The sequence below is a fragment of the Chromobacterium sp. HL1 genome, assembly GCF_057418835.1.
The window spans coordinates 4,910,245-4,932,008 of the sequence record NZ_CP162399.1; the positions used below are offsets into that span (position 1 = coordinate 4,910,245).

A 21,764-nucleotide genomic window follows, 5' to 3' on the forward strand; every position below is an offset into this window, starting at 1 on the left:
TCAGTCTCTCCTGATCTAGAACCACAAGCCCACCCTTGTGACCGCGAGTGAGCAAGGCGCGACTCCGGCTTGCCTATCCTCGACATGCTTCTTGTACGAACAACTCTACAAACGCATAATCTGCCGTTTTGAAAATAATTCTCAATTACAAAAATGCACTCGCGCCTTGCACTCTCCCTCATTCTGGCGGGCAGCCTGGCCGTGGCCGCCTGCTCCGGCGGCCCCGCCGCTCAGCCGGTCCGCACCGGCGTCTTTGTCGATAGCCCGGTAGCGGGCCTGGACTACGATAGCGGCAGCCATGCCGGCAAGACCACCGCCAACGGCGAATTCCGCTATCTGGACGGTGAAACCGTTGTCTTCCGTATCGGCCAGCTGGAACTGGGCCGCAGCCTGGGCGCGCCCCAGCTGACTCCGCTGCAACTGGCCGGCAGCCAGAACCCGGCGGATCCCAAAGTGCTGCGCCAAGTGCAGCTGCTGCTGACGCTGGACGAAGACGACAACCCCAACAACGGCATCCAGATCAGCGCCGACACCGCCGCCCGCTTCCGGCGCAGCATGCGCTTGGAACAGGCCGGCGATCTGCAAATCCTGCTGGACAGCGCCGGCATCGCCCGCAGCGTGGTGGCCGCGGACTACGCGGCCAGCCACTTCCGCCTGAGCCTGGCCGCGCTGCGCGAACAGCCGCCCGGCCCGCGCTTCACCGCACTGGCCGAAGCGGACGGCGCACCGCTGACCGACGCCGGCGAACGCGCCGGCTGCGTGAAAGACAAGCAGACCGGCCTGATCTGGGAAGTGAAATCCGTGCAAGGCCTGCGTAGCCAATTCCACAGCTATTACGCCAGCGCCAGCCGCAATCCGGAACGCCCGGCCCAATGCGAACCCGGTCAGGAAGACTGCCTGGCCGTCACCTACACCGAAGCCGTGAGCAAGCAAAAACTATGCGGCTTCGAAGACAGCGAAGAAGACATCGCCGCGGAACGCGGCTGGCGGCTGCCCACCGAGCGCGAACTGAAAACCCTGCTGGACTGGAGCCAGTACGACCGCTCGCGCGGCCTGCCGGCCATGGACCGCCACGTCTTCCCGGACGCCGAAGCCGCCTTCTACTGGACCGCCACCAGCCGCCGCGGCGAAGGTTCGCTGGCGGTGGCCTTCGACGACACCCACCGCACCCTGCCCAGCGTCAGCCTCAGCCTGGGCCAGCCGGCGCGGCTGCGCCTGGTGCGCGGCCCCAAACTGGCCGACGATCCCAATCCGGAACAAAATCAGACGAAGCCGCCGGCCTACATCCCGGTCAGCGCCGACGGCCAACTGGCCGCACCGGCCCAGGCCGCCTGCGTCGACGACAACCAGCATCCGGACGGCTGGCGCGACGTCATCCTGTGGCAGGCCCGGCCGCGGCCGGCCGGCGCGGCCAGCCTCAACCCGGCGCTGGCCGCGCTGCAACAGCAGCGGCTGTGCCAGCAGGACAACTGGCGGCTGCCCACGGTGGCCGAGGCCATCCGCTGGCTGCAACTGCAACAGGACCCGGACTATCCCGCCGCCAATACCGCCGCGCGGGTATGGGCGCGCGACGCCGGCGGCGAACTCTACGGCCTGGACCGCGACGGCGGGAAACAGAGTGCCGCCCGGCTCGCTGCTGAGGCCGAGCAGCCGCTGCTGGTCGCCCTCTCCATCCGTCCGGCCAAACCGCCGCTGCCGGATAGCGACGGCAAGGCGCCGGACGCCGCCCAGCTGGCGCAATGGCGGACCAGTTACAGCCAATACCAGCCCGGCGCGGAGCGCCAGGCGGCTTGGCCCGCGCCCACGCTGGACGCGTCGGCGCAAGCCGGCTTCCGAGATCTGGGCCTGCTGCCCGCGGCGCCGTTTCCGGCCGACAACCCCTATAGCGCCGCAAAAGTGGTGCTGGGCGACAAACTATTCCGCGATCCCCGGCTGTCCCGCAATAACCGCATCGCCTGTATCAGCTGCCACGCGCCGGAACACGGCTGGAGCGATCCGCGTCCGGTGTCCCAAGGCCACATCGGCCAATTGGGCGGCCGCAACGCCATGACCCTGCTCAACACCGCCTACGTCGGCGCGCTGTTCTGGGACGGCCGCGCCGCCAGCCTGGAAGAGCAAGCCAAGGGCCCGGTGGTCAACCCGCTGGAAATGCATCAGCCGCTGGGCCAGGCCGTGGCCAAGATCGCCGCCGCGCCGGAATATGCGCCGCTATTCGCCGCCGCCTACGGCGACAGCCGGGTGGATCTGGACCGCATGGCCAAGGCCATCGCCACCTTCGAGCGAACCCTGATCAGCCAGGACAGCGCCTTTGACCGCTTCCTCAAGGGCGAGCGCGCCGCGCTGGACGACCAGGCGCTGTGGGGCCTGCATCTGTTCCGCACCAAGGCGCGCTGCATCAACTGCCACAACAGCCCGCTGCTGTCCGACAACCAGTTCCACAACACCGGTCTCAACTACATCGGCCGCAATAAGGAAGACCTGGGCCGCGGCGGCGTCACCGGCTTGCGCGCCGATCTGGGCAAATTCCGCACCCCCACCCTGCGCGATCTGCTCTACACCGGCGACTACATGCACACCGGCGACATGCCGCTGGATGAAGACGGCGCCGGCGTGATCGAGTTCTACAACAGCGGCGGCAATCTGGTGGAAGTGGTGGGCGTGGAAAAATACACCCTGCCCAAGCCCTCGCCGCTGCTCAAGCCGCTGGGCCTCAGCGCCGCGGAAAAGCAGGCGCTGCACGCCTTCCTGCAAGCGTTGTCCGGCCCGCTGCGGCTGCAGCCGGCGAGCGAAGCTGAGCTGTTCCGGCGCTGAGAACCTGTTTACGATCTGCTGACGCGTCGTCAGCATGGCATTGAATCTCCATGGCCCGGCCTCGCCGCCGGGCCGCGTTCGCGCTGGAATCCACTGGCGCAAACGCCGTTTACGGTTTATTTCAAAATATCGCGGCATGACATGCGCGTGTTTTACAAGCGGAAACCGTGAACAACAAGGGGAGATGCGATGGCGTGGTCTTTGCAAAGAGCTTTCAATAACGCCGGGAACGGCGCCAACGCCGCCGGGGTGTGCGAGGCCGCGGTCTGCCTGTGGCTCAAGCACATCCAGGACCGTGTGGGCAAACGCAACTGGGGCAGCAGCGCCGGCGACTACCTGCCCACCACCCAACAGGCGGACGCGCTTTACCAGCAGTTCGACAACGGCGCCTATCTGTTCCGCTTCGCCTCCTACCTGGAGCGGCAGGTCTATCCCTCGGTGGCCGCCCACAATCGGGTGGGAGACGCCAATCACGCTGAAACCTTCGGCCTCACCTTCTGCCACTACTGCAACAACGCCCACGGCGCCAGCGCCCAAGCCTGGCAAGACATCATCGAAAATCGGATGGTGCGCGGCGACGCGCTGTTCCTCAACCTGATGCATAACGGTGGCGCTTCCGGCCACGCCGTCGGCGTCTACAAGGGCAGCGACTACATCTGGGTGTTCGATCCCAATAGCGGGCTCTATCGCGGCAATGTCAGCGCCGGCTGCTGCAGCGCGGCGGACTTGTTCCGCGCGGCGCAATACCTGGCCGGGCTGACTACCGGCTACTGGAACGAGACGGTTTACTACGGGCTGCATATGCGGGCCTGAGCCGAGCGCCGCGTAAGGCCGCGGCGCGCGGGCGGGTGAGCGAAATTTGATAGCAGGGAAACAGGGGTTTACTCACTATCGAAACCATTCGCTTCATCATCCCGCTCGTTTCAGCCCATGACCACACTCAATCTCAATACTTTCGTCCAGGCGGCTAGGCTTGGCGGCAGAGTCGTCGTCAATGAAAAGACGCCTGAACCCACGGTGACCGTCGCCAGCCAAGGCTTCAAGGGTCGGCTCTATGCCTGCCTGTCCCAACTACCGCTGCTGAAAAACCTGGAAGCCGTCAAAAGCTATAGCCAGCGCGTACAGGCTGAAAACCAAACTGCTCTGGGCGTCTTCATCAACACGCTGTCCCGGCGTTATGGCCAGGAAAGCGCCCAAGCGGCGCTGGACAGCATGGGCCGGCTCCAGGGCGCGCCGCTCAAGCAGCGGGTGGTGGAGCAACTGATTGCCGTGGCCGAACGCTTTCATGGCCAGGGCGACGCCAAGCCCTTGGCGCGGCAAGTCGTATTCCGCTCTTGGGAATGCAAGGGCATGGATCATCCCGGCCACGCCTCCGTCACCATCAAGAACAAAATCGATGTGAACGCCAATAAGCATGTGCAGGAGCACATCAGCTGGTGGCCGTTTAGCGACGCCCAGGGCGGGCAAATCGGCCGTCTGTTTGGCCAGCGGCAGGGAGGTTCCCTGGGCAGCTATCGGGAGGACAAGCAAGAAGAGGTTTCCAGCCGAACCGCGCAGAAACTCAGCGACGGCGAAGACGCGCGTCAGCAACTGGGTACCGCGGGTTATAAAGCCGCCAGCCAGGACCTGATGGCCAAAGCCCAGTACTACCCCCGCGCGGAACAAAAACGCACGCGGGACGGCGGCTGGGGCGTCAGCGCCCGCAAAGTCTATCTGCCGATGATGGGACGCAATAAAGAAGTGGCCGCCAGCGGCAAAACCGCCAAATTCGTATTGTTCGGCCTCAATGAAAAAGCCATCCTCCACGAGGCTCGCCACGTCAAGCAAGAAGCCGCCGAAGGCCGGATTGGCTATACCCTGGCCAGCACTGAGGAAAACTGTGCCTCCATGGCGCTGCGCATGCTACGCGCCGGCGGCGCGGAAAACTTCGTGCCGTTCAGTGCCAGCTGGGTCACCGAAGACCCCAACAAGGCCCATGCCTATGCCGAGCGCCTGCAAGCCAGGATGGACAGCCTCAACCGCCAGGTCGCCGACATCGGCGAGCGTTGCAGCGGCATGCTGCAACAGCCCGGCGTCAAAGCGGAATGGGACGTTTTCCTCAATCAGGGCCGCATGGGCGAACTCAAGAGAGAAATCAGCCAGCTCAAGCAGCAAATCAACAAGGAAAGAAGACCGGAAGCCCAAGCCGTGCAACGCCAAGCGTTGAAGGAGCGCAATGCTCAGCAAGTCTTTCGCATCGGCACCCACTTCGAACAATTGGCCGTCGGCAGAGCTGACGCCCTGGCGCTGGTCAAGGCCATGCGTGAAGGCGCCCCCAATATCGACGACGACGCGGCCGCCCTCACCCGTAAAACCGCCGGTCTGGTGGAGGCGTTGCACCACTATCTGGAGAGTCATCCCCAAGGCGCGGAGCAACTGAACCTGGCCGCCCACGCCATGATCAAACGCAGCGAAGAGCTGATAGGCCTCGCCATTCAATGAGCGCCACGAACCGTTGCCGGTCCGCTCACAAGGTATCTCCATGGACAAAAACGCAGAACTTCTAGACAGCCTGGGCCGCGCCATCGGCATGGAACTTACGCTGGATTCGCACGGGCAATGTTTCCTGTTGCTGGACCAGCGGTTGATGCTCTCTATTCGTAGCCTGCCCGACAGTCTCATCCTGTACGGCATGCTGGGTGAATTCAGCGCCAACGGCAGTGCCGGGTTCTGGCAACAAGCGCTGGCCCTTAATCTGACGCTGGCCGAGGCCGGCGAGGGCAGCTTGGGGTTTGACGACAGCACCGGAGCCGTCATGCTGGTCAAACACTTGCCCAGCGATACGCTATCGTCCCATGACTTCATCGAAGCCGTGGACCGATTCGCCGCTCGCTTGGAACAGCTGATCGCCTCGTTGGGAGAGATGGAAAGCTTCGATGCGCCCACCGGCTTGCGTTGCTGATTGAGGACGCCTACACCCGGGCTACTTCCCGTGGTTTCAAGCCTGCTCGGCCGCATCGCCCGCAACATCGCCAACGCGCAGCAGCGCGGCGTGTGGGTGGTCTTCTTCAACCTGCTGGACCGGGTGCTGACGCTGGGCCTTTGCAGCCTGGACGTGCTCGCCCATATTGATGGCCAGCGCGACTGCCTCCGGGCGCTGGAAGCGAAAAGCAAGGTGAGGAAGGTTTAAGTCAGTCTGAGAAGTAAAAAGCCCGGCGTTGCCGGGCTTTTTCAATGAGGCGTTGGTTAAGCCACGCCGATGCTTCCATGCGTCACAAACCCCGGCCGTTGAATCAGCCGCTGATAATAGGCGTGCGCATGCGGCAGTTCCGGCTTGTCGAAAGGCGTCAGCTGCCAGCGGTGGATGGACAGGCCGAGCACGATGTCGGCCAGGGTGAAATCGTCGCCGCAGATATAGGGCGTCTCCTGCGAAGCCAGCTGGCGATCCAGAATGGCCATATAGTGGCCCCATTGCTGGATGCTGGCCTGGATCCGCGCCGGGTCCTGGTGTTCCGGGCTGTGGCGGCTGAGGCCGTGGAAGGCGTAGCCCCAGGAGCCGTTCAGCTCGGTGGCCTGCCAGTCCATCCATTTTTCCACCTGGGCGCGGCTGCGCGGATCGGCGGGCAGCAAGTGGCTGGCCCGGCGCGAGTCGGCCAGGTAGCGGCAGATGGTGTTGGATTCCCACAGCACCAGGCCGTCGTCCACCACTGTCGGAATCAGCGCATTGGGGTTGAGCGCCAGGAATTCCGGGCTGCTGGCGGACTGGAAGCCGCGGCCCCAGTCTTCGCGTTGGTAGTCGATGCCGATTTCATGACAGGTCCACAGCACTTTGCGGACGTTGATGGAACTGGTGCGGCCCAGGATGCGCAGCATGGGAATCTCCGGCGAGGATGGATGGACCGGAGCAGTGTAGTCTCGCCGGGCGCGGGCATGCCATTTAAATGCTGGACTGTGGCGGGGATGCGCCAGCCTGACGCCGCGCCAGCGGCGGGCCTTGGCAAAGCCCAGCCGCTTGGCATATGATGGCGTTCACTTTGGGCCGATAGCTCAGCTGGGAGAGCGCTGCGTTCGCAATGCAGAGGTCGGGAGTTCGATCCTCCTTCGGTCCACCAATTCCCCCCTTCTTGTTTTTTCCTGCGGTGAAACTAGAGAGCATTTTTTGCAGCTGCTGCAAAGATAGGCGATCGGGCCTTACACGAGAGAGTTCGTAAGCATTGGCATTGGCCCGTGCACATAACACTGAACTGTGCATCACTATCCCAGCAAACTCGCCTAACGGCGGGTTTGTCGTTGCTATTGTGTGCTTATTCAGCTGAAGTCGTCGTCCAGCGCCACTACCTATGGATGCAGTTTCGGCCAGAGCGGGAATCCCCCTCAAGGCAAGCAATGATGGCTTCCAAGCCACTGCTACCGGCTGAACACCCGTCCTGGTCTGCCCTCGCCGGTGCTCATGGAGCTAGCGGTGGCGTGCGCGGCGGGATCATGCGCTTGTTGCCGGTGGCTTCAAATGCGGCGGCGAAGCGCAGCAGCGCGTTGTCATCATAGGCGCGCCCGGCAAAAGTCAGCCCCACCGGCATGCCGATATCAGCCATCACTCCCATCGGCACGGTAACAGTGGGGACGCCAAGATGGCGGATGGCGAGGTTGCCATTGGCTACCCAGACGCCGTTGCTCCAGGCGATGTCGGCTGAGCGCGGATTGACGTCCGCATCTGCGGGGCCGACGTCGGCCACGGTGGGGAACAGCACGGCGTCCAGCTTTAGCTCATCCATCCAGTCTTCCAGATCCAGCTTGCGGGTCTTTTCCAGGCCACGCAGACCATCCGGTACGCTTTCAATCCGGTCATAGGACTTGAGGCCCCGTTTGGCCATGTTGACGTACTCGTCCATGCCGGCGGCCAGGTCCCCTTCGCGGTTGGGCAAGGTGCCCGGATCGTGCGGGAAGATCTTCGGACCATCCGCGTCAGCCAGTTGCTTGAGCTTGGGGTCGCCGTTGGCGCGCAGGAACTCATCGAAGGCCCAACCGGACAGCTCCCACAGCTCGTCATTGAGGAACTCAGCTGAGACGATGCCGCGGTTGAATACGGTGGGCGCGCCGGGACGATCGCCTTCGCAGTTGGAAACCAGCGGAAAATCCACTTCGATGACTTCCGCTCCGGCGGCTTCCAGCGCCTGACGCGCCGCTTCCCAGAGATCGATCACCGATGCGCGGGTATGGATGCGCTGTCCGGTCGGGCCGCCGATGCCAGGCGTCTCGCTGGTGCCGGCCAGTTCGTCCTTGTTGATGTACATGCGTGGTATGCCAAAGCGCTTGCCTTTGAGTGTGTCGGGCTGAGCCAGCAGGCCGGAATAGGAATCTGGCCGGACCGCCGAGGCTTTGGGAATCTCCACCCAGGGCTGCAGGCGCCATAGGTCGCCACGGCTGATCGGGTCGTCCGCGACGATGACGTCGAGCACTTCGAGCAAGTCCGCCATGGTGCGGGCGTACGGCACGACAACGTCCATGGTCGGCGTCAATGGCCAGTTGCCGCGTACCGAGATGACCCCGCGGGACGGCGTATAGGCGCACAGACCATTGTTCGAGGCCGGGCCGCGGCCGCTTGACCAGGTCTCCTCGGCCATGCCGAAGGCGGCGAAGCTGGCGGCCGTTGCGGTGCCGGCGCCATTGGAAGAGCCGGAGGCGAACGGCGCCGTCAGGTAGTTGGCGTTATAGGGGCTTTCGGCACGGCCGTAGCAGCCGCGCTGCATGCCGCCATTGGCCATTGGCGGCATATTGGTCTTGCCCAGGCAGATGGCGCCGGCTGCGCGCAGGCGCGCGATGGTGAAGGCATCGTGTTGGGCTAGCAGATCCTTGAACGCCGGGCTGCCTGAAGCGGCGGTCAGCCCCTGCACCAGATAGCTGTCCTTGGCGGTATAGGGGACGCCGTCCAGCGGGCTCAGCGTTTCACCACGGGCGCGACGGGCATCGGATGCCTCGGCTTCCTTGATCGCGTCCGGATTACGCACCACCACCGCATTGAGCCTGGTCTCGGTCGCGGGGCCATCGTAGGCCTCTATCCGCGCCAGATAGGCCTTGACCAGTTCAACCGCAGTCGAACGCCCGGATTCGAGCGCTGCGCGCAGCTCGGCAATGGATAGCTCGGTAACCTCGATCATGCTACTACCTCCACTAAGAAGACGGATTTCATTCCCATCGTGGTGACTGTTTCCTGCAGGCGCAGGCGGGTCATGCCGCACGGCAGCCGGCGCACGCATGGGCTGTTCTGCAATATGGCGGCTAATCTACAAGAGATAGCGTTATGCGGGAAAATGATTCATTTTGATGCACTTATTCATGCGGCGAATACCGGGGCAGTGCCGCATCATCGGATTCGATGAGGCTGCGCATCAAATCGCGCAGCCAGTGCAGCGCAGGATTACTATCCTGTACAGGGTGCCAGATGCAGTTAAGGTGGTAGCCTGGCAACTCTTCCGGCAATGCAACCATCTTCAACGGCCAGTAGCCCGCCATCATCGCCGCTACTTTCTTAGGCAGGATAAACAAATGATCGGTGTTGCTGACGATGGCGGCTGCAGCCATATAGCTTTGGCTGTGCACCGAAATCTTGCGTTGCAAGCCGCGCTCGGCAAGAAAACCATCCATTGGCGATCCCAGATTGCCCAGCGGCGCGTGGAAGACATGCGGCAAGGCAATCAGATCCGATAGTGTCAGCCTATCATTCTGGAGCGGGTGATCATGGCGCAAGATGCCGATCAGCGGCTCGTTCAGCCAGGTTTCCCGGCATAGATAGCTGGGGATGGACATGTATTCGTCAAAACCCAGCAGGAAGTCGATTTCACCGTCGGCCAGCGCCAGTTCCGGAATGTCTTCCCTCAGGATGGTGATGTCGATATGAACGTTGGACGCTTCCTCCGCCAGTTTTTTCACCAGAGGCGGAATCAGCACGCACTCTACATAATCCGTGGTGCACAGGGTGAAGCGGCGCGCCGATGTTGCCGGGTCAAAGGCCTCCGGCTGGCTGAAATGGCTTTGCAGCAGGCTGAGCGCCTGATGGACGCCCTGTTGCAGATAGAGTGCTTTTTGCGTCGGCAGCATGCCATGCGGCGAGCGCACCAGCAGCGGGTCGTCGAAGAATGTCCGTAAGCGGTTGAGCGAGTGGCTCATCGCCGGCTGGCTGACAAACAGTTTCTCTGCCGCCCGTGTGACACTGCGCAGGCTGATCAGGGCATCCAGTGCCAGCAGCAGGTTCAGGTCCAGTTGATGCAGCTTCACACCATTCACCGTATTTATGAAAGTATTCGTATTGTTCATTTGCTGAATAGTTTGGCTCTCCATAGACTACGCCTGTCAATCACTTCGTCGTTCATTGCAGAGGAAATCTGCAGTTCCAGAACGCTGATCCGCCCGGCGAATGTGTATTGGTCGAGCCCCCGCATCGCGCAGATCGGGAGACGTGCCGAGTCTGTCATCCGCAAATGCACGATCTATTGAATACTTCTGATGGCATTTATCAAGTCGATGGTGATCAAAATGAACAATAAAACGCACAATGGCCTACCTGCCGCCGACGGTTTTCACATGCCGGCCGAGTGGGCGGAGCATCAGGCGGTATGGATGATCTGGCCGCAGCGCCCGGATAACTGGCGCCATGCCGGACGCGAGGCGCAACAGGCCTTTGCTGCCATCGCCAAAGCCATTTCGGCGGCCACGCCTGTGTTCATGGCCGTGCCAGAACCGTTCATGTCGCAGGCGCGCGCAGTCATGCCGTCTGAAGTCACCCTGGTTGCAATGAATAGCGATGACTGCTGGATGCGCGACAGCGGACCGACCATGGTGATCGATCCGGCGGGCCATCTGCGTGGCGTGGACTGGCAGTTCAATGCCTGGGGCGGCTTCAATGGCGGGCTGTACCATCCTTGGGATCAGGATAGTGAAGTTGCGGGCCAGGTGTTGGCCCACCATGGCTTTGATCGCTACCTAGCCCCGCTGGTGCTGGAAGGAGGCTCGATTCATGTCGATGGTGAAGGTACGCTGCTCACCACCGCGGAATGTCTGCTCAATCCCAATCGCAATCCGGATTTGTCCAAAGCCCAGATTGAGGCTCTGCTTGCCGAGCACCTGGACGTGACGCACTTCATCTGGCTGCCAGAAGGCGTGTTTATGGATGAAACCGACGGTCACATCGACAATATGTGCTGCTTTGCCCGTCCAGGGGAGGTTGTGCTGCACTGGGTCGACGATGAACAGGATCCGCAGTATCCGCGTTCGCAGGCCGCCTACGAAGTGCTGTCGAAAGCGCGCGACGCCAAGGGCCGCCAGCTCAAGATCCACAAGATGCTGGCCCCGGGCCCCTTGTTCTATGAGCAGGATGAAACGGTTGGAGTGGTGGCTAGCGGGCAGGCCGTGCCGCGTGAGGTTGGCGAACGCATGGCCGCGTCTTATGTCAATTTCCTGATCAGCAACGGACAGATTATTTTCCCGCTGCTGGATGAGCGTACCGATGCCGCGGCCGCCAGCCGCTTGCAGGAGATCTTCCCGGAGTACCGAATTGTCGGCGTTCCGGCGCGCGAGGTACTGCTTGGTGGCGGCAATATCCACTGCATCACCCAGCAGATTCCGGCGGGCAAGGCTAGCTGAGGCGCTATCGTACACGGCGGGTGAATGCCCGCCGTTTCTGTCCGCCATGAGCCTAGCTTGGGCAGTGTGCGATCAACTTATGGTTCCCAAGTGCGGCCAGCCGATACTTCCGGTTTCACGTTTCTGGCCTTTCTAAACTCTCCCGCCGCCATTTCGTTTTCTTCCCGCCACATCCCTTGAATGCATTGCTCGGCAGGCTGCGTTGATGTGCCGCGCTGTGCTAGGCCCCGGCCCGTTTCATCAGGCTTAGCCGCTCATTCTGGCCAGCCGTGGGAACAGGGCCAGGGCGTTGTTGCGCCTGATCGCGGCATGTTCTTGCGGAGACAGCCCGGTGTAGGCATCCAGCTGGGCGGTGAATGAGGCCCCGACGGCTGCCGGCGCATAGGGATAGTCGCTGCCGTACAGGATGTGGCCGACGCTGGCGAAGGCGGTCAGGCTGGGAAGGGCCACCGGACCTGAGGTCAGCGCGGTGTCGAAATAGAAGCGCTGGAACAGGCGCAGCAAGTCTTCGGTCGCCGGGACATCATGGCGTACGCCTGGAGCCAGTTCGGCGAAGCGATGGGAGGCGTACGGCAGAAAACCGCCGGCATGGGACAGAATGATGTTCACGTCCGGATGGCGTGCCAGCGTGCCGTTCAGCACCATCTGCACCGCGGTGCGGGTGGTGTCGAAGGGGTAGTCCACCAGCGGTCCGGGCATGCCGGCGATGGCGTCGATGCCGGGTTTGCCCGGGTGGATGAACACGGTGGCGCGCCGCCGGTTGAGTTCGGCCCAAACCGGCTCGAATGCCGGATCGCCCAGATATTGACCGTGATAGTTGCTGAGCAGCACCACGCCGTCCGCTTTCAGCGCGTCAAAGGCAAATTCGATCTCCCGCAGCGAACCTTCTATGTCCGGCAGCGGCACGGTGGCGAAGTTGCCGAAGCGATCTGGGCGCTGCTCCACCAAGCCGGCGGTGTATTCATTGACGCGGCGGGCCATGTCCAGCTTGGCTTGGCCGGACCAGCCTTGCACGCCGGGGGCGGTCAGCGATAGCAGGCCGGTGGCGATGCCCTGGCTGTCCATGAAGTCGATGGCGCTTTGCGGGCTCCACGCCGGGCTTTTCCAGCCGGAAGGGTCGCCGCCGTGAGCGGGCAAGGCTTCAGCCCAGAACGGGGGGACGACATGTTGGTGAACATCGATGCGTTGACTGATCGTCATTATTTTTCTCCTGATGATGACGTCGCGAAGCGGCGTCTGCTGCAAAGCGTAGGCGTGCTTGAAAAATCACTCCAATAGATTAAATTTCGGTATTGATCATTTTGAATGATGAATAAGACCCGATGGAGCTACGTCATTTACGCTATTTCCTGGCGGTGGCCGACGAGGGCCATTTCGGCCGCGCCGCCGAGAAGCTGCACATCGTCCAGCCCGCCTTGAGCGCCCAAATCCGCTCGCTGGAAGAGGAGCTGGGCGTGACCTTGTTTGTACGCAGCACGCGCAAGGTGGAGCTGTCCGATGCCGGACGGATCCTGTTGATCGAGGCGAGGCGGACGGTGGAGCAGGCCGAGCGCGCCAAGAGCGTGATGCGCCGCGCCGCGCGCGGCGAAACAGGAGTGGTGAGGATAGGTTTTGTCGGCAATGCCGTCGCGGCGGGCCGGCTGTCGGATGATTTGCTGGCATTCCACGCCGCCTGGCCGGATGTGGCGGTGGAGTTGCATGAAATGGCCTCGGCGGCGCAGATGGAGGCGATTCTCGCCGGGCGGCTGGATGTCGGCTATTGCCCGCAATTGGGCCGTCCGCTTCCCGCCGGCTTGCAGGCGAGGCCGGCGGGAAGCTGGCATTGGGAGGTGGCGATGGGGGCGCGGCATCCCCTGGCCGCGCGCCGCTCATTGCGCGTGTCTGATTTGCTGGAGCAGCCGTTTATCGTTTACGCCGGCGATGGTGACGAGGGGCAATTGCCGATGCTGTGCCAGCTATTGGGCGGCGAACCCCGCATCGCTTATAAAGTGGGGAGCACGATGTCGGTTCTGGCCTTGGCCGCTGCCGGCCTGGGCTTGGCCTTGGTGCCCACGCCGCTGCGCAAGCTGGCGCTGCCCAATCTGGTTTATCGCAGGCTGGCGGAACGCTCGCCACTGGTATCGGAATTGGCGGCGATCAGCCGGGCTGGCGACGAGTGGGGCGCGGTGCGGCGCTATCTGGACCTGCTGGATGGCTGAGGATGTGCGATGCAGCGCGCCTGGCCTTGTCCTTTGCAATCACTGATCCCTGGGCAAGCCGGCTCACGGAGGCTGGGGCCGGCCGCCACGCAGATCGTGCATCGTCACACGTCGCGTCCCAAGAGCTGGCAGGGCCAGCCGTCAATGTCCAGGGCGGCAATTCGCTCGTAGCCGCAGGATTCATAAAAGCGCACCAAGGCGCCGGAGCCGCCGCCATAGCAATCGACCCGCATGCGTTTCACGCCCGCCAGCCTGGCCTGATCCTCCGCGAAAGCCATCAAGCGCCGGCCAATGCCGCGTGCGCTGGAGTGGCGCGAGGCGACCAGCAAGCGCACATATATTTCCGGTGCCGTCGCGGCCGGAACATAGGGCATGGCCTCGCCCAGCACCAAGGCCGCGCGGATAGGGCCGCCGCGCTGTTCCGCTACCCAGGCGCCGGGCAGCGAGCAGGCTTCGACCACCCTCGTCACTTGTCGCGGCTGGCTGGACCAAGGCTCCGCCCCCCATTGTCCCGGATTTTGTATTTCGGCAAACCAGGCGATGATTTCATCGAAAATGCTCAACACCGCGGGGGCATCGGCGGCGCTGGCGCGCCGGATGATCAAGCTGTCTGACTCTGTGTTCGCCATGTGAAATCTTCCACTCATTACTCGTCTAGAGGGTGCGGCCTATCCGCCTTGCATCCCATGGTTCGCGGCCAGGGGCTGGGTCATTTTACTCGATTGACATCCTTCAGGCCGGTGGCGGTTCCAATTTGTCCAGCAGGAAGCGACCGCGCGCGGCGATGGATGGACAGGCGTCTGCGGCCAGTTGCCGTACCAGGCGCAATGGGGCTTGGCCGGTTTTTTCCCAGTCGCGGATCAGCATTTCGCCGGCAACCCGTCTGACGATGGGAGAGCGGTCCTCGGCCGCTTGCCACGCCATGTCCGGGAAGGCAGCCTGGATGCTGAGCGCGCGGGTGCCATGTATCGGCTTGAGGTGCTTCTGGACCCTGCGTATATCCGTCCATTCCCATTCGCGGCCAGCCAGCCAGGTCATTCTGCCCTCCAGTAGGCAGCGATAGGCCTTGGCGCGCAAGGAGGGCTGGATGGCCCGCTTGGCGATGTCCTGCAAATACGCATCCAGCGTGTCCTTGCGGCCAAGTTGCGCCAGCACGGCGACCATGGGGCCGGAGGGGCTGGCTATCAAGCTGTCCTTGAGCGCGCGCTTCACTTCGTCCTGCGCGGAGATGGCCATCAGCGTTTCCTGTTCCGTGGCCTCCAGGCGCCCCCAGGATGTCCAGTTAGGCAGGAGCGCGCACAAGGCCGCGGCGACGTGTTGCGGCGCGGTATGGCTGGCGATGTCCGGCAGGGCTTCGCGCGCCGCGGCTCGGACTTGCGGCACCCAATCGTTCAGCCGGCGCAGGGCGAGGGCGAAGAAGAAAGCGTTGGGCGCGCCGTGCTTCAGCGCGCGCAGCGTTTTTTCCCGCAGGTAGCCGTCTTCGCTGCACAGGTCCAGCCAGGTCGGCCCCGGCTTTTGCCGGAACAACAGCGTCCATTTGCTGGGCGCGGCGAGCTGCCATGCCCGGTAGCGTTCCCAAGACAGAAAGCGCTCCCAGTGCTCCAGGTTTTTCAAGGGCAGGGCGGCCGTCGCGGCCGCCAGGGGCGCCATATCGGGTTCGCGGCCAGCGCGGACCAATTGGACGAACTGCCGGATCGCGGCGAAAAGATTGGTTTCATGAATGTGTTGTTGCGACATCTGAATTTCCCACTCCAAAGCGTTATTGAGCGCCAGCGCCTCGCCGGCATGGTTAGCGTGCCCAAACCCCAATCCGCTAGGCTGGCCCTTGCCGCGCGAAAAACCGCGCCGGCGAATCGCCGAAAGCGCGTCGGAACATCGCGATGAAGTTGCTGGGCGAGGCATAGCCCAAGTCGTCGGCCACCACGGCCACGGCGACGCCGCGCGCCAGCATTTCCATGCCGCGTATCAGCAGCGCTTGTTGCCGCCATTGTCCAAAACTCATGCCGGTCTGCGCCTGAATGTGGCGGCGCAGGGTGCGCGGCGACATCGCCGCCGCGTCCGCGCAGTCGGCCAGCGTGTGTTTGCCGGCCGGCTCGGTTAGCAGGCGGCGGGCTAGCTCCGCGATGCGCGGATGCTCCGGTATCGGCAGGCAGAGCGCCTGCTGCGGCGCTTGCCGCAACTCGTCCAGCAGCACTGCGGCGATGCGTTCCTGCTCCGGCCGCCATTGCGCGTAATCCGTCCAGGTCACCGCGCGGCGCACCGCGGCGCGCATCAGTTCGGTGATCGCCAGCACCTGCGGCTGCGGATTCAGCGTCCGGCTCCAGTCCGGGCTCAGCAGCAGGCTCCAGCCGGTCAGTGCGCCGCTGACGCGCACCCGGTGCGGGACGCCGGGCGGAATCCAGCCGGCGCGGTGCGGCGGCAGGACCCAGGCGCCGCGCGGGGTGCGGATCTGGATCAGGCCGGTTTCCACGCATAGCAGCTGTCCGCGCGCATGGCTGTGCCAGTCGTATTCGCGGCTGCCCAGCTGGTAATCGCTGTCTTCCCGGTCGTTGCCGGGGACGGCGATCAGCGGCGGGCCGCCGGTCCATTCGCTGAGGTCCGGCGCGTCTTCCGGCGGCGTGACGTCGATCTTGGCCATTTTTCACCATTTGTTGGCAAAACAGCGTTATAGCAGCTTTGGCGGAGGCGCGCACAATCGTCGGCAAGGGTCGGGATGGCCGCCGGCGCGGCGGCGGTCCTGACCGGGTTTCCTCCTGATGAGCAAAGGACAAGCTATGCAATCTCTACGCATTGGCATCGTCGGCGCCGGCCTGGGCGGGCTGTGCCTGGCCCAGGGCCTGGCGCGCGCCGGCGTCGCCGCCACGCTGTTTGAACGTGACCAGGCCGCCGACAGCCGCTGGCAGGGTTATCGGCTGCGCATCGACGGCGATGGTCAGCAGGCCTTGCGGCAGGTCTTGACGCCGCGGTTGTTCGAGTTGTTCCGGCAAAGCTGTTCGCTGGGCGGCGACGATTGTTTCGTCGATCCGCAACTGCGCGCCTGGTCGGAACGCAAGCCGGCGCACTGGCGGCCGTCGGCGCAGGACGAGGACGCGGCGGAGCGCGATCTCAGCGCCAACCGCCAGACGCTGCGGGAAATCCTGAGCAGCGGCCTGGAGGACCGGATTCGCTGGGGGCACGCGCTGCGCGGTTTCAGGGAGACGTCCGGCGGCTTCTTGCTGGATTTCCAGGACCGGCCTGAGTTCGAGATGGATGTGCTGATTGCCGCGGACGGGGTGGCGTCGACGGTGCGCCGGCAGTTGGCGCCGGACGGAGATCCGGCGGACGAGGGCGCGGTGGTGCTTTACGGCCTTACGCCGCGGGACGCGCTGCCGTCCGAGGCGTTGACGCCGGAGTTGGGTCAGGGCGTGTGCGTGGTGTTCGGCGACGGTCTGACTGCGGTCATCGAGGCGATGCGTTTTCGCGCGCCCTTGCCGGAGTTGGCGCGGCGGCTGGCGCCGGAGGCGGCGCTGAGCCCGATGCCGGATTACTGGTATTGGGCCTGCGTGGCGCGGGCCGAGGATTTGGGCGGGGCTTTGCCGGCGGAGCGTTTGAGCGGCGATGCGCTGCGGGCGAGGGTGTTGCGGGCGACGCGCGGCTGGCACCCGCGTTTGCAGGCCGTTTTCGTCCATGGCGATCCGCAGTGCCTGGGCGCGCGCGCCATCCGCATGGCGGCCGAGGTGCCGGCCTGGCGGTGCGAGCGGGTGGCCTTGCTGGGCGACGCGGCGCACGCGATGAGCCCGGCCGGCGGGCTGGGCGCCAATACCGCGCTCTGCGACGGCGCGGAACTGGCGCGGGCTTTGGCGCCGACGGGCACGGCGGCCGAGGCGGCGGCGGCGCTGCGCGTTTGGGAGTGGGACATGCGGCGTCGAGCCGAGCGCGCGCTGCGGGCCTCGCGCGAGGGCAGCGCGCGCTTGCTGCAAAGAATGGCCTTGTGAGACGCGGCCGCCGCCATGGCTTGGCGGCGGCGGGCCTTACTTGCCGTTTTTGATGATGTGCTCGATATTGCGCTCGGCCAACGCTGAGATGGTCAAGGAGGGATTGACCGCGCCGGCGCTGCCGGGGAGCAGCGCGCCGTCCATCACGTACAGGCCGGGATGGCCGATGACGCGGCCCCAGGCGTCGGTGGCCTTGCCTATCACCGCGCCGCCCAGCGGATGCGCGGTCCAGTTCATGCCGGTGACGCCGGCTATGATTCCTGGAAAGCCCGGGACGGTGCGGGTGGCCGCGGCGATTTTATCGTTCACCGTCTTGGCCGCGGCCACGCTGTCGCGGTTGCCGTTCTTCGGCCAGTTCAGCTCCACGCGGTCGGTGGTCGGGTTATAGCTGAAATGCCCGCGATTGCTTTGATCGAAGGCCATGCCCAGCGAACCGATCACCGTGGTCAGGTCCAGCGGCAAGCCCGGCACGTACCAGTTTTCCAGGGTGAGCGGCAGCCCGCTGTTCGAGTCGTGGATGCGGGAGGCGCTGGGCGTGCCTTGGGTGGCCAGCGATATCGTGCTGAAGCTGCGCGTGACGATGGTGTCGCCGTTGCTGCCCCAGCCTTGGCCTATGTGTTCGTTGAGATTGCGCAAAGTGCCCTGCGCCCGCGCCTTGACCAGCAGTTCCGAGCTGCCGATGGAGCCGGCGGCGAGAAAGAGCCGGTCGCAGTTGAGCCGGTAGCGGTCCAGTTGCCGGCCGTCGGGCGCGCGTTTGACCACGTCGACCTCGTAGCGGCTGCCGTCCCAGGCGATGCTGAGCACCTCGTGGCCGGGATAGATCGCGGCTCGGCCGGTGGCCTGCGCCTGGGCCAGGTAGTTCTGGTTGAGGTCGAATTTGGCGCCGTTGGAGTTGCCGTGGTTGGACAAGCCCATGGTGGCGGAGGGCCAGGATTGCGTGCGCAGTTCTTGGCGGATCACGTCCCAGTTGAAGATGGAGTCGTTGGCCGTGGTGGTGTAGCCGGCCTTGCGCACCTGGGCGTCCCAGACGCGGGAATGGTGGAAGGGGATGCTGTTGTAGATGTCCGTCGGCATGGCGTCCAAGCGCAGCATTTGCCGGACTCTGGGGTAGTAGGTCTGGTTCATTTCCGCATAGCTGACCCAATGGCCGAACAGGGCTTCGAAATAACGCTGTTCCGGCTGAATCATCACCCCGGTGAACACCACCGATCCGCCGCCGACGCAGGCGCCGTGCCAGACGTTCATATTCGGGTAATCGGTTGAATCCAGCACTCCGCCGAAGGAGTCGAAAGACTTTTCCACGCCTATCAGCATCTTGGCCTGGCTGCGATGCCAGAACGCGCGTCCGTCCGGGAAGGTGTCGTTGGAGAAGATGTCGCGTTTCGGGCCCTTGGGCCAGCGGTGACCGCGTTCCAGCACCGTGACCTGCTGACCGGCCAGGGCTAGACGCAGCGCTGAGATGGCGCCGCCAAAGCCGGAGCCTATCACCAGATTGGGGGTGTAGGCGGGCGGACGCGGCACGGGCTGGAACAGTTCGGGAATCAGCCGCTGGTATTTGGCCAGCTGGAAAGCGCTTGAGCCGAGGAAGGCGGAGGCGGGCGCCGGCAGCATCAGGCCGGCGGCGCCCGCGCTCGCGCCCAGCAAGAGCTGGCGTCGGTTCAGCTGCGCGGCGAGCGGGGAGGAGTGTTCATTGTCCGGGAGGTAAGCCATGGAATCGCCCTTTCTTGTGGAAGAGCCTATTCAAAGCCCGCTGTGCGTCGTGAGGCGTTGCACGGCGAGTCGCGCTTCTCACTCCGCCGTTTTCATCTTGTCTCGCCCTTGCTCGCTAGGTTTTGACCGGGCTCTAAGCAGCCATTTCGGCTAAACAATTTGCTTATTAAGTAAGCGGGTAGATTCTTGTCTAGCCATGAGAGTGGGCGATACTGTCATTTATGACAATTATTTAATTGACATTAAATCATTTTTGAAACAATTAAGTTGATAATAAGCCATCAAGCCGCAGTGTCGGGCTTGGTTTCAGAACCCTGCGGCGGGCGCGGTCCCAGCCAGCCCGGCCGCCGCAGCGGCGCGGACCGGCTCGCCAAACCGTTTAGGCCGTGGCTTCAAACGCCGGAGGGTAGCTGACGCTGCCGGAAGGCAGCGGCGCGCCCAAGCTCTGCGCCATGAAGTATTCGGCCGGCACGCCCGGCAAAATCAGGCCTGGCCGCGTTTGGAAGCCGAAGCGCGCGTAGTAGCCGGGATCGCCCAACACCACGCAGCCCGACGCGCCCAGCTCGCGCAGCGCGGCCAGCGCCTGTTTCATCAGCAGGCTGCCTATGCCCTGGCCCTGTCGCTCCGGATGCACGGACAGCGGGCCGATGCCGTGCCAGCCGGCGGTGCCGGAGGAGACGAGCACCGGCGAGGCGGCGATGTGGCCCAGCAGACGTTCGCCGTCCAGCGCCACGATGGAAAGCGTGAGCTGGCCGCTGCGGCGCAGCGCGTTGACGATGAAGTGCTCGGTGTGGCTGGAGTGTTCTTCGGCGAGGAAGGCGGCCCGGGTCAGTTCGAAAATGGCGTCGATGTCGCGGTCTTGTTCGTTTCTCAGCATGAGAGTCATAGCGTTCTCCTGGCGCGCCAGCGCGGCCGCCGCTTTTGCGCGGCTGCGCGGCGGCGGTGGTCATTGGTTGTCGAGTTGGCCGCGCACGGCGCGCAGGCCGGCCTTATTGATTTGGTAAGGCTGGCCGTTCTTGGAGCTGATCAGGCGTTTGGTCCTGAGCTTCTGGAACACGAGCAGGGTGCAGTCGGACAGCAGATACCCTTCACGGGTATAGCATTCCACGGTGAAGATACGGCCCGCGTCGTCGCGCAGGTGCGCGATGCGGCCGCCTTTGGCCAGGACGTGCAACGTCCTTTGCTCCGGCTTGGAGATATTCATATTGGATGATCGTTCGGCAATCAAATGCGAAAACGGGCAGCCGCCGCGATGCGGGCGCTACCAGCTCAGGGGCATTTTGATAACGGCCAGCCGGGAAACCGGGCGGCGTTATCGGATTGCTGCAATCTCCAACATGCAAAGCCTTTGCGAGGATAAAGAAGGGCGCTCATCAAGATGAGCAGGTCAAAATTCTAAGCGGATAGCTAAGTAAAATCAACAGTCTGTGCGCTCAGCGCCAATTCCAGCTGACAATCGAAAGGCTCCAGCGCCAGTTGCGGCGCGTACAGCCAGCGAGCGGGCGCGCAGCCGCAGGCTTCGTAGAAGTCTACGGTTTCAACGGCGGAGTGCGAGGAGATGTAGAGCGTGTCCGCGCCCAGCGCCCGGCCGGCGGCGGCTGCCGCCGCCAGCAACGCCCGCCCCAGCCCTCGGCCGCGCCAGCGGCGGTCCACTTGCAGTTCTTTCAATTGCCGGTAGCCGCCGTCCGGGCCCAGCGCTTGCGGGTCGATGGCGGCGAAGCCGGCCAGGCCGCCGTCCATGTCCAGCGCCAACACCGCGCCGTCGGCGGCGATGCGCGCCAGTTCCCGCGTCAGCTCGCGTCGTTCCGCCGGGGACCAGTCGTCGATGAAGGGCTCGGCCACGCACTGCCGGCCATCGGCTCCAGCGCGATAGACCAGATCAACATCCTGACGGCGCTGGAAGGCGTCCAGCCAGTTGGCGGGGATGTCGCGCGGGCTCAGCCGGCGGATGGGCGGTGCAGACGGGCGGATGGACATGGCGCGGATGAGGGTGGCAAGAACGGAATTATCTCAGAAGCTGTTCAAAGTCCGCTGCGCTTTGTGAGACGCGGCGCGGCGCGCGCGCTGGGGCCGGATGGTTTTGGCGCCGGCTCCGGAAACGCGGCGTGTAAGCCGCTGATATTCTATTTGAATTTTATCTATCAATTATGCGTATTGATAGATAAAACGAATTAATCGATTCAATTATTTCAATTTTCACAGATATTAACAGAATGTTAGGATTCATAAAAATCAAAGGCATAGCGTAGACCAGCCGCGCCGAATAAGGGTTTGCAAGAGCTTGCCCTGTTCGAGCGCGGCGTGTCGCGAGCGGAGTGCCTGAATGCAGCGACAAGCCAGCGCCGCCGGCGGAGCCGCGTCGCGCCCCTGGACCGAACCGCGGCCGGCCATGGGTTTTCGGCGGGAATGCGCGTCTTCGCGTTTATCCCGCCTTAAGCCTGGAGCCGGCGGCGGG

The 21,764-nt window shown here is 63.8% G+C and carries 19 protein-coding genes and 1 tRNA gene; 9 read left to right on the forward strand and 11 right to left on the reverse strand.

All coding sequences use genetic code 11. From position 1 onward, the window contains the following. Positions 1-153 precede the first annotated feature (153 nt). From AB1Z25_RS22535 to AB1Z25_RS22555, 5 genes are all read left to right on the forward strand, one after another. Positions 154-2,811, forward strand: coding sequence for a cytochrome c peroxidase (locus tag AB1Z25_RS22535; protein WP_486636208.1), 2,658 nt, complete (start codon positions 154-156; stop codon positions 2,809-2,811). Between the two features lie 189 nt (positions 2,812-3,000). Next, on the forward strand, positions 3,001-3,624 hold the full coding sequence (locus tag AB1Z25_RS22540; protein ID WP_227105966.1) for a hypothetical protein: 624 nt from the start codon (positions 3,001-3,003) through the stop codon (positions 3,622-3,624). A gap of 117 nt (positions 3,625-3,741) precedes the next feature. Next, positions 3,742-5,292: a type III secretion system effector BopA family protein gene (locus AB1Z25_RS22545; protein ID WP_486636209.1), complete on the forward strand. Its 1,551-nt coding sequence runs from the start codon at positions 3,742-3,744 to the stop codon at positions 5,290-5,292. A gap of 40 nt (positions 5,293-5,332) precedes the next feature. Further along, complete coding sequence (gene sicP / locus AB1Z25_RS22550; protein ID WP_486636210.1) at positions 5,333-5,752, forward strand: chaperone SicP; 420 nt, start codon at positions 5,333-5,335, stop codon at positions 5,750-5,752. 30 nt (positions 5,753-5,782) lie between these two features. Next, positions 5,783-5,980 carry a hypothetical protein gene (locus tag AB1Z25_RS22555; RefSeq protein WP_253314785.1) on the forward strand — a complete coding sequence of 66 codons (198 nt, stop codon included), beginning with the start codon at positions 5,783-5,785 and terminating at the stop codon, positions 5,978-5,980. A 56-nt stretch (positions 5,981-6,036) separates the two neighbouring features. On the opposite strand, the gene AB1Z25_RS22560 is transcribed toward AB1Z25_RS22555, so the two are convergent. Then, positions 6,037-6,663: a glutathione S-transferase family protein gene (locus AB1Z25_RS22560; protein ID WP_253314786.1), complete on the reverse strand. Its 627-nt coding sequence runs from the start codon at positions 6,661-6,663 to the stop codon at positions 6,037-6,039. A gap of 163 nt (positions 6,664-6,826) precedes the next feature. On the opposite strand from AB1Z25_RS22560, the gene AB1Z25_RS22565 reads away from it, so the two are divergent. After that, positions 6,827-6,902: transfer RNA gene (locus AB1Z25_RS22565), tRNA-Ala, on the forward strand. A gap of 336 nt (positions 6,903-7,238) precedes the next feature. Here AB1Z25_RS22565 and AB1Z25_RS22570 read toward each other — a convergent pair. Continuing rightward, a complete protein-coding gene (locus AB1Z25_RS22570; RefSeq protein WP_486636211.1) occupies positions 7,239-8,945 on the reverse strand; it encodes an amidase in 1,707 nt (568 codons plus the stop codon). A 172-nt stretch (positions 8,946-9,117) separates the two neighbouring features. Then, complete coding sequence (locus AB1Z25_RS22575) at positions 9,118-10,125, reverse strand: LysR family transcriptional regulator (protein ID WP_199225962.1); 1,008 nt, start codon at positions 10,123-10,125, stop codon at positions 9,118-9,120. Positions 10,126-10,290: 165 nt separating this feature from the next. On the opposite strand from AB1Z25_RS22575, the gene aguA reads away from it, so the two are divergent. Then, positions 10,291-11,427 carry an agmatine deiminase gene (gene aguA / locus AB1Z25_RS22580; RefSeq protein WP_486636212.1) on the forward strand — a complete coding sequence of 379 codons (1,137 nt, stop codon included), beginning with the start codon at positions 10,291-10,293 and terminating at the stop codon, positions 11,425-11,427. Positions 11,428-11,673: 246 nt separating this feature from the next. Here the strand turns inward: aguA and AB1Z25_RS22585 are convergent, their stop codons facing one another. Then, positions 11,674-12,627: an amidohydrolase family protein gene (locus tag AB1Z25_RS22585; RefSeq protein WP_486636213.1), complete on the reverse strand. Its 954-nt coding sequence runs from the start codon at positions 12,625-12,627 to the stop codon at positions 11,674-11,676. 122 nt (positions 12,628-12,749) lie between these two features. Here AB1Z25_RS22585 and AB1Z25_RS22590 point away from each other — a divergent pair, with 122 nt between their 5' ends. Further along, on the forward strand, positions 12,750-13,625 hold the full coding sequence (locus AB1Z25_RS22590; RefSeq protein WP_235085488.1) for a LysR family transcriptional regulator: 876 nt from the start codon (positions 12,750-12,752) through the stop codon (positions 13,623-13,625). Between the two features lie 104 nt (positions 13,626-13,729). On the opposite strand, the gene AB1Z25_RS22595 is transcribed toward AB1Z25_RS22590, so the two are convergent. From AB1Z25_RS22595 to AB1Z25_RS22605, 3 genes are all read right to left on the reverse strand, one after another. Further along, on the reverse strand, positions 13,730-14,254 hold the full coding sequence (locus tag AB1Z25_RS22595) for a GNAT family N-acetyltransferase (protein ID WP_486636214.1): 525 nt from the start codon (positions 14,252-14,254) through the stop codon (positions 13,730-13,732). Between the two features lie 103 nt (positions 14,255-14,357). Next, positions 14,358-15,362 carry a hypothetical protein gene (locus AB1Z25_RS22600; protein ID WP_486636215.1) on the reverse strand — a complete coding sequence of 335 codons (1,005 nt, stop codon included), beginning with the start codon at positions 15,360-15,362 and terminating at the stop codon, positions 14,358-14,360. A gap of 76 nt (positions 15,363-15,438) precedes the next feature. Beyond that, positions 15,439-16,263: an AraC family transcriptional regulator gene (locus tag AB1Z25_RS22605; RefSeq protein WP_486636216.1), complete on the reverse strand. Its 825-nt coding sequence runs from the start codon at positions 16,261-16,263 to the stop codon at positions 15,439-15,441. A 136-nt stretch (positions 16,264-16,399) separates the two neighbouring features. On the opposite strand from AB1Z25_RS22605, the gene AB1Z25_RS22610 reads away from it, so the two are divergent. Beyond that, positions 16,400-17,599: an FAD-dependent oxidoreductase gene (locus AB1Z25_RS22610; RefSeq protein ID WP_486636217.1), complete on the forward strand. Its 1,200-nt coding sequence runs from the start codon at positions 16,400-16,402 to the stop codon at positions 17,597-17,599. 36 nt (positions 17,600-17,635) lie between these two features. Here the strand turns inward: AB1Z25_RS22610 and AB1Z25_RS22615 are convergent, their stop codons facing one another. The 4 genes from AB1Z25_RS22615 to AB1Z25_RS22630 all read right to left on the reverse strand — a co-directional run bounded on the left by AB1Z25_RS22615 (position 17,636) and on the right by AB1Z25_RS22630 (position 21,286). Beyond that, the gene (locus AB1Z25_RS22615; RefSeq protein WP_486636218.1) at positions 17,636-19,309 is read right to left on the reverse strand and encodes a GMC oxidoreductase; all 1,674 of its coding nucleotides are present in this window, start codon (positions 19,307-19,309) and stop codon (positions 17,636-17,638) included. Between the two features lie 379 nt (positions 19,310-19,688). Continuing rightward, positions 19,689-20,195: a GNAT family N-acetyltransferase gene (locus AB1Z25_RS22620; protein ID WP_486636219.1), complete on the reverse strand. Its 507-nt coding sequence runs from the start codon at positions 20,193-20,195 to the stop codon at positions 19,689-19,691. A 60-nt stretch (positions 20,196-20,255) separates the two neighbouring features. Continuing rightward, positions 20,256-20,513, reverse strand: coding sequence for a YjhX family toxin (locus AB1Z25_RS22625; RefSeq protein WP_107801397.1), 258 nt, complete (start codon positions 20,511-20,513; stop codon positions 20,256-20,258). A gap of 203 nt (positions 20,514-20,716) precedes the next feature. Next, positions 20,717-21,286 carry a GNAT family N-acetyltransferase gene (locus AB1Z25_RS22630; RefSeq protein ID WP_486636220.1) on the reverse strand — a complete coding sequence of 190 codons (570 nt, stop codon included), beginning with the start codon at positions 21,284-21,286 and terminating at the stop codon, positions 20,717-20,719. Positions 21,287-21,764: the final 478 nt, after the last annotated feature.

Excerpts from the sequence above, each read along its gene's own strand:
- AB1Z25_RS22595 (WP_486636214.1), bottom strand. The coding sequence starts at position 14,254 with ATGGCGAACACAGAGTCAGACAGCTTGATCATCCGGCGCGCCAGCGCC.
- AB1Z25_RS22605 (WP_486636216.1), bottom strand. The coding sequence starts at position 16,263 with ATGGCCAAGATCGACGTCACGCCGCCGGAAGACGCGCCGGACCTCAGC.
- AB1Z25_RS22570 (WP_486636211.1), bottom strand. The coding sequence starts at position 8,945 with ATGATCGAGGTTACCGAGCTATCCATTGCCGAGCTGCGCGCAGCGCTC.
- AB1Z25_RS22540 (WP_227105966.1), top strand. The coding sequence starts at position 3,001 with ATGGCGTGGTCTTTGCAAAGAGCTTTCAATAACGCCGGGAACGGCGCC.
- AB1Z25_RS22585 (WP_486636213.1), bottom strand. The coding sequence starts at position 12,627 with ATGACGATCAGTCAACGCATCGATGTTCACCAACATGTCGTCCCCCCG.
- AB1Z25_RS22630 (WP_486636220.1), bottom strand. The coding sequence starts at position 21,286 with ATGTCCATCCGCCCGTCTGCACCGCCCATCCGCCGGCTGAGCCCGCGC.
- AB1Z25_RS22560 (WP_253314786.1), bottom strand. The coding sequence starts at position 6,663 with ATGCTGCGCATCCTGGGCCGCACCAGTTCCATCAACGTCCGCAAAGTG.
- sicP (WP_486636210.1), top strand. The coding sequence starts at position 5,333 with ATGGACAAAAACGCAGAACTTCTAGACAGCCTGGGCCGCGCCATCGGC.
- AB1Z25_RS22545 (WP_486636209.1), top strand. The coding sequence starts at position 3,742 with ATGACCACACTCAATCTCAATACTTTCGTCCAGGCGGCTAGGCTTGGC.
- AB1Z25_RS22610 (WP_486636217.1), top strand. The coding sequence starts at position 16,400 with ATGCAATCTCTACGCATTGGCATCGTCGGCGCCGGCCTGGGCGGGCTG.
- AB1Z25_RS22615 (WP_486636218.1), bottom strand. The coding sequence starts at position 19,309 with ATGGCTTACCTCCCGGACAATGAACACTCCTCCCCGCTCGCCGCGCAG.
- AB1Z25_RS22590 (WP_235085488.1), top strand. The coding sequence starts at position 12,750 with ATGGAGCTACGTCATTTACGCTATTTCCTGGCGGTGGCCGACGAGGGC.
- aguA (WP_486636212.1), top strand. The coding sequence starts at position 10,291 with ATGGCATTTATCAAGTCGATGGTGATCAAAATGAACAATAAAACGCAC.
- AB1Z25_RS22600 (WP_486636215.1), bottom strand. The coding sequence starts at position 15,362 with ATGTCGCAACAACACATTCATGAAACCAATCTTTTCGCCGCGATCCGG.
- AB1Z25_RS22575 (WP_199225962.1), bottom strand. The coding sequence starts at position 10,125 with ATGGAGAGCCAAACTATTCAGCAAATGAACAATACGAATACTTTCATA.
- AB1Z25_RS22625 (WP_107801397.1), bottom strand. The coding sequence starts at position 20,513 with ATGAATATCTCCAAGCCGGAGCAAAGGACGTTGCACGTCCTGGCCAAA.
- AB1Z25_RS22620 (WP_486636219.1), bottom strand. The coding sequence starts at position 20,195 with ATGACTCTCATGCTGAGAAACGAACAAGACCGCGACATCGACGCCATT.
- AB1Z25_RS22535 (WP_486636208.1), top strand. The coding sequence starts at position 154 with ATGCACTCGCGCCTTGCACTCTCCCTCATTCTGGCGGGCAGCCTGGCC.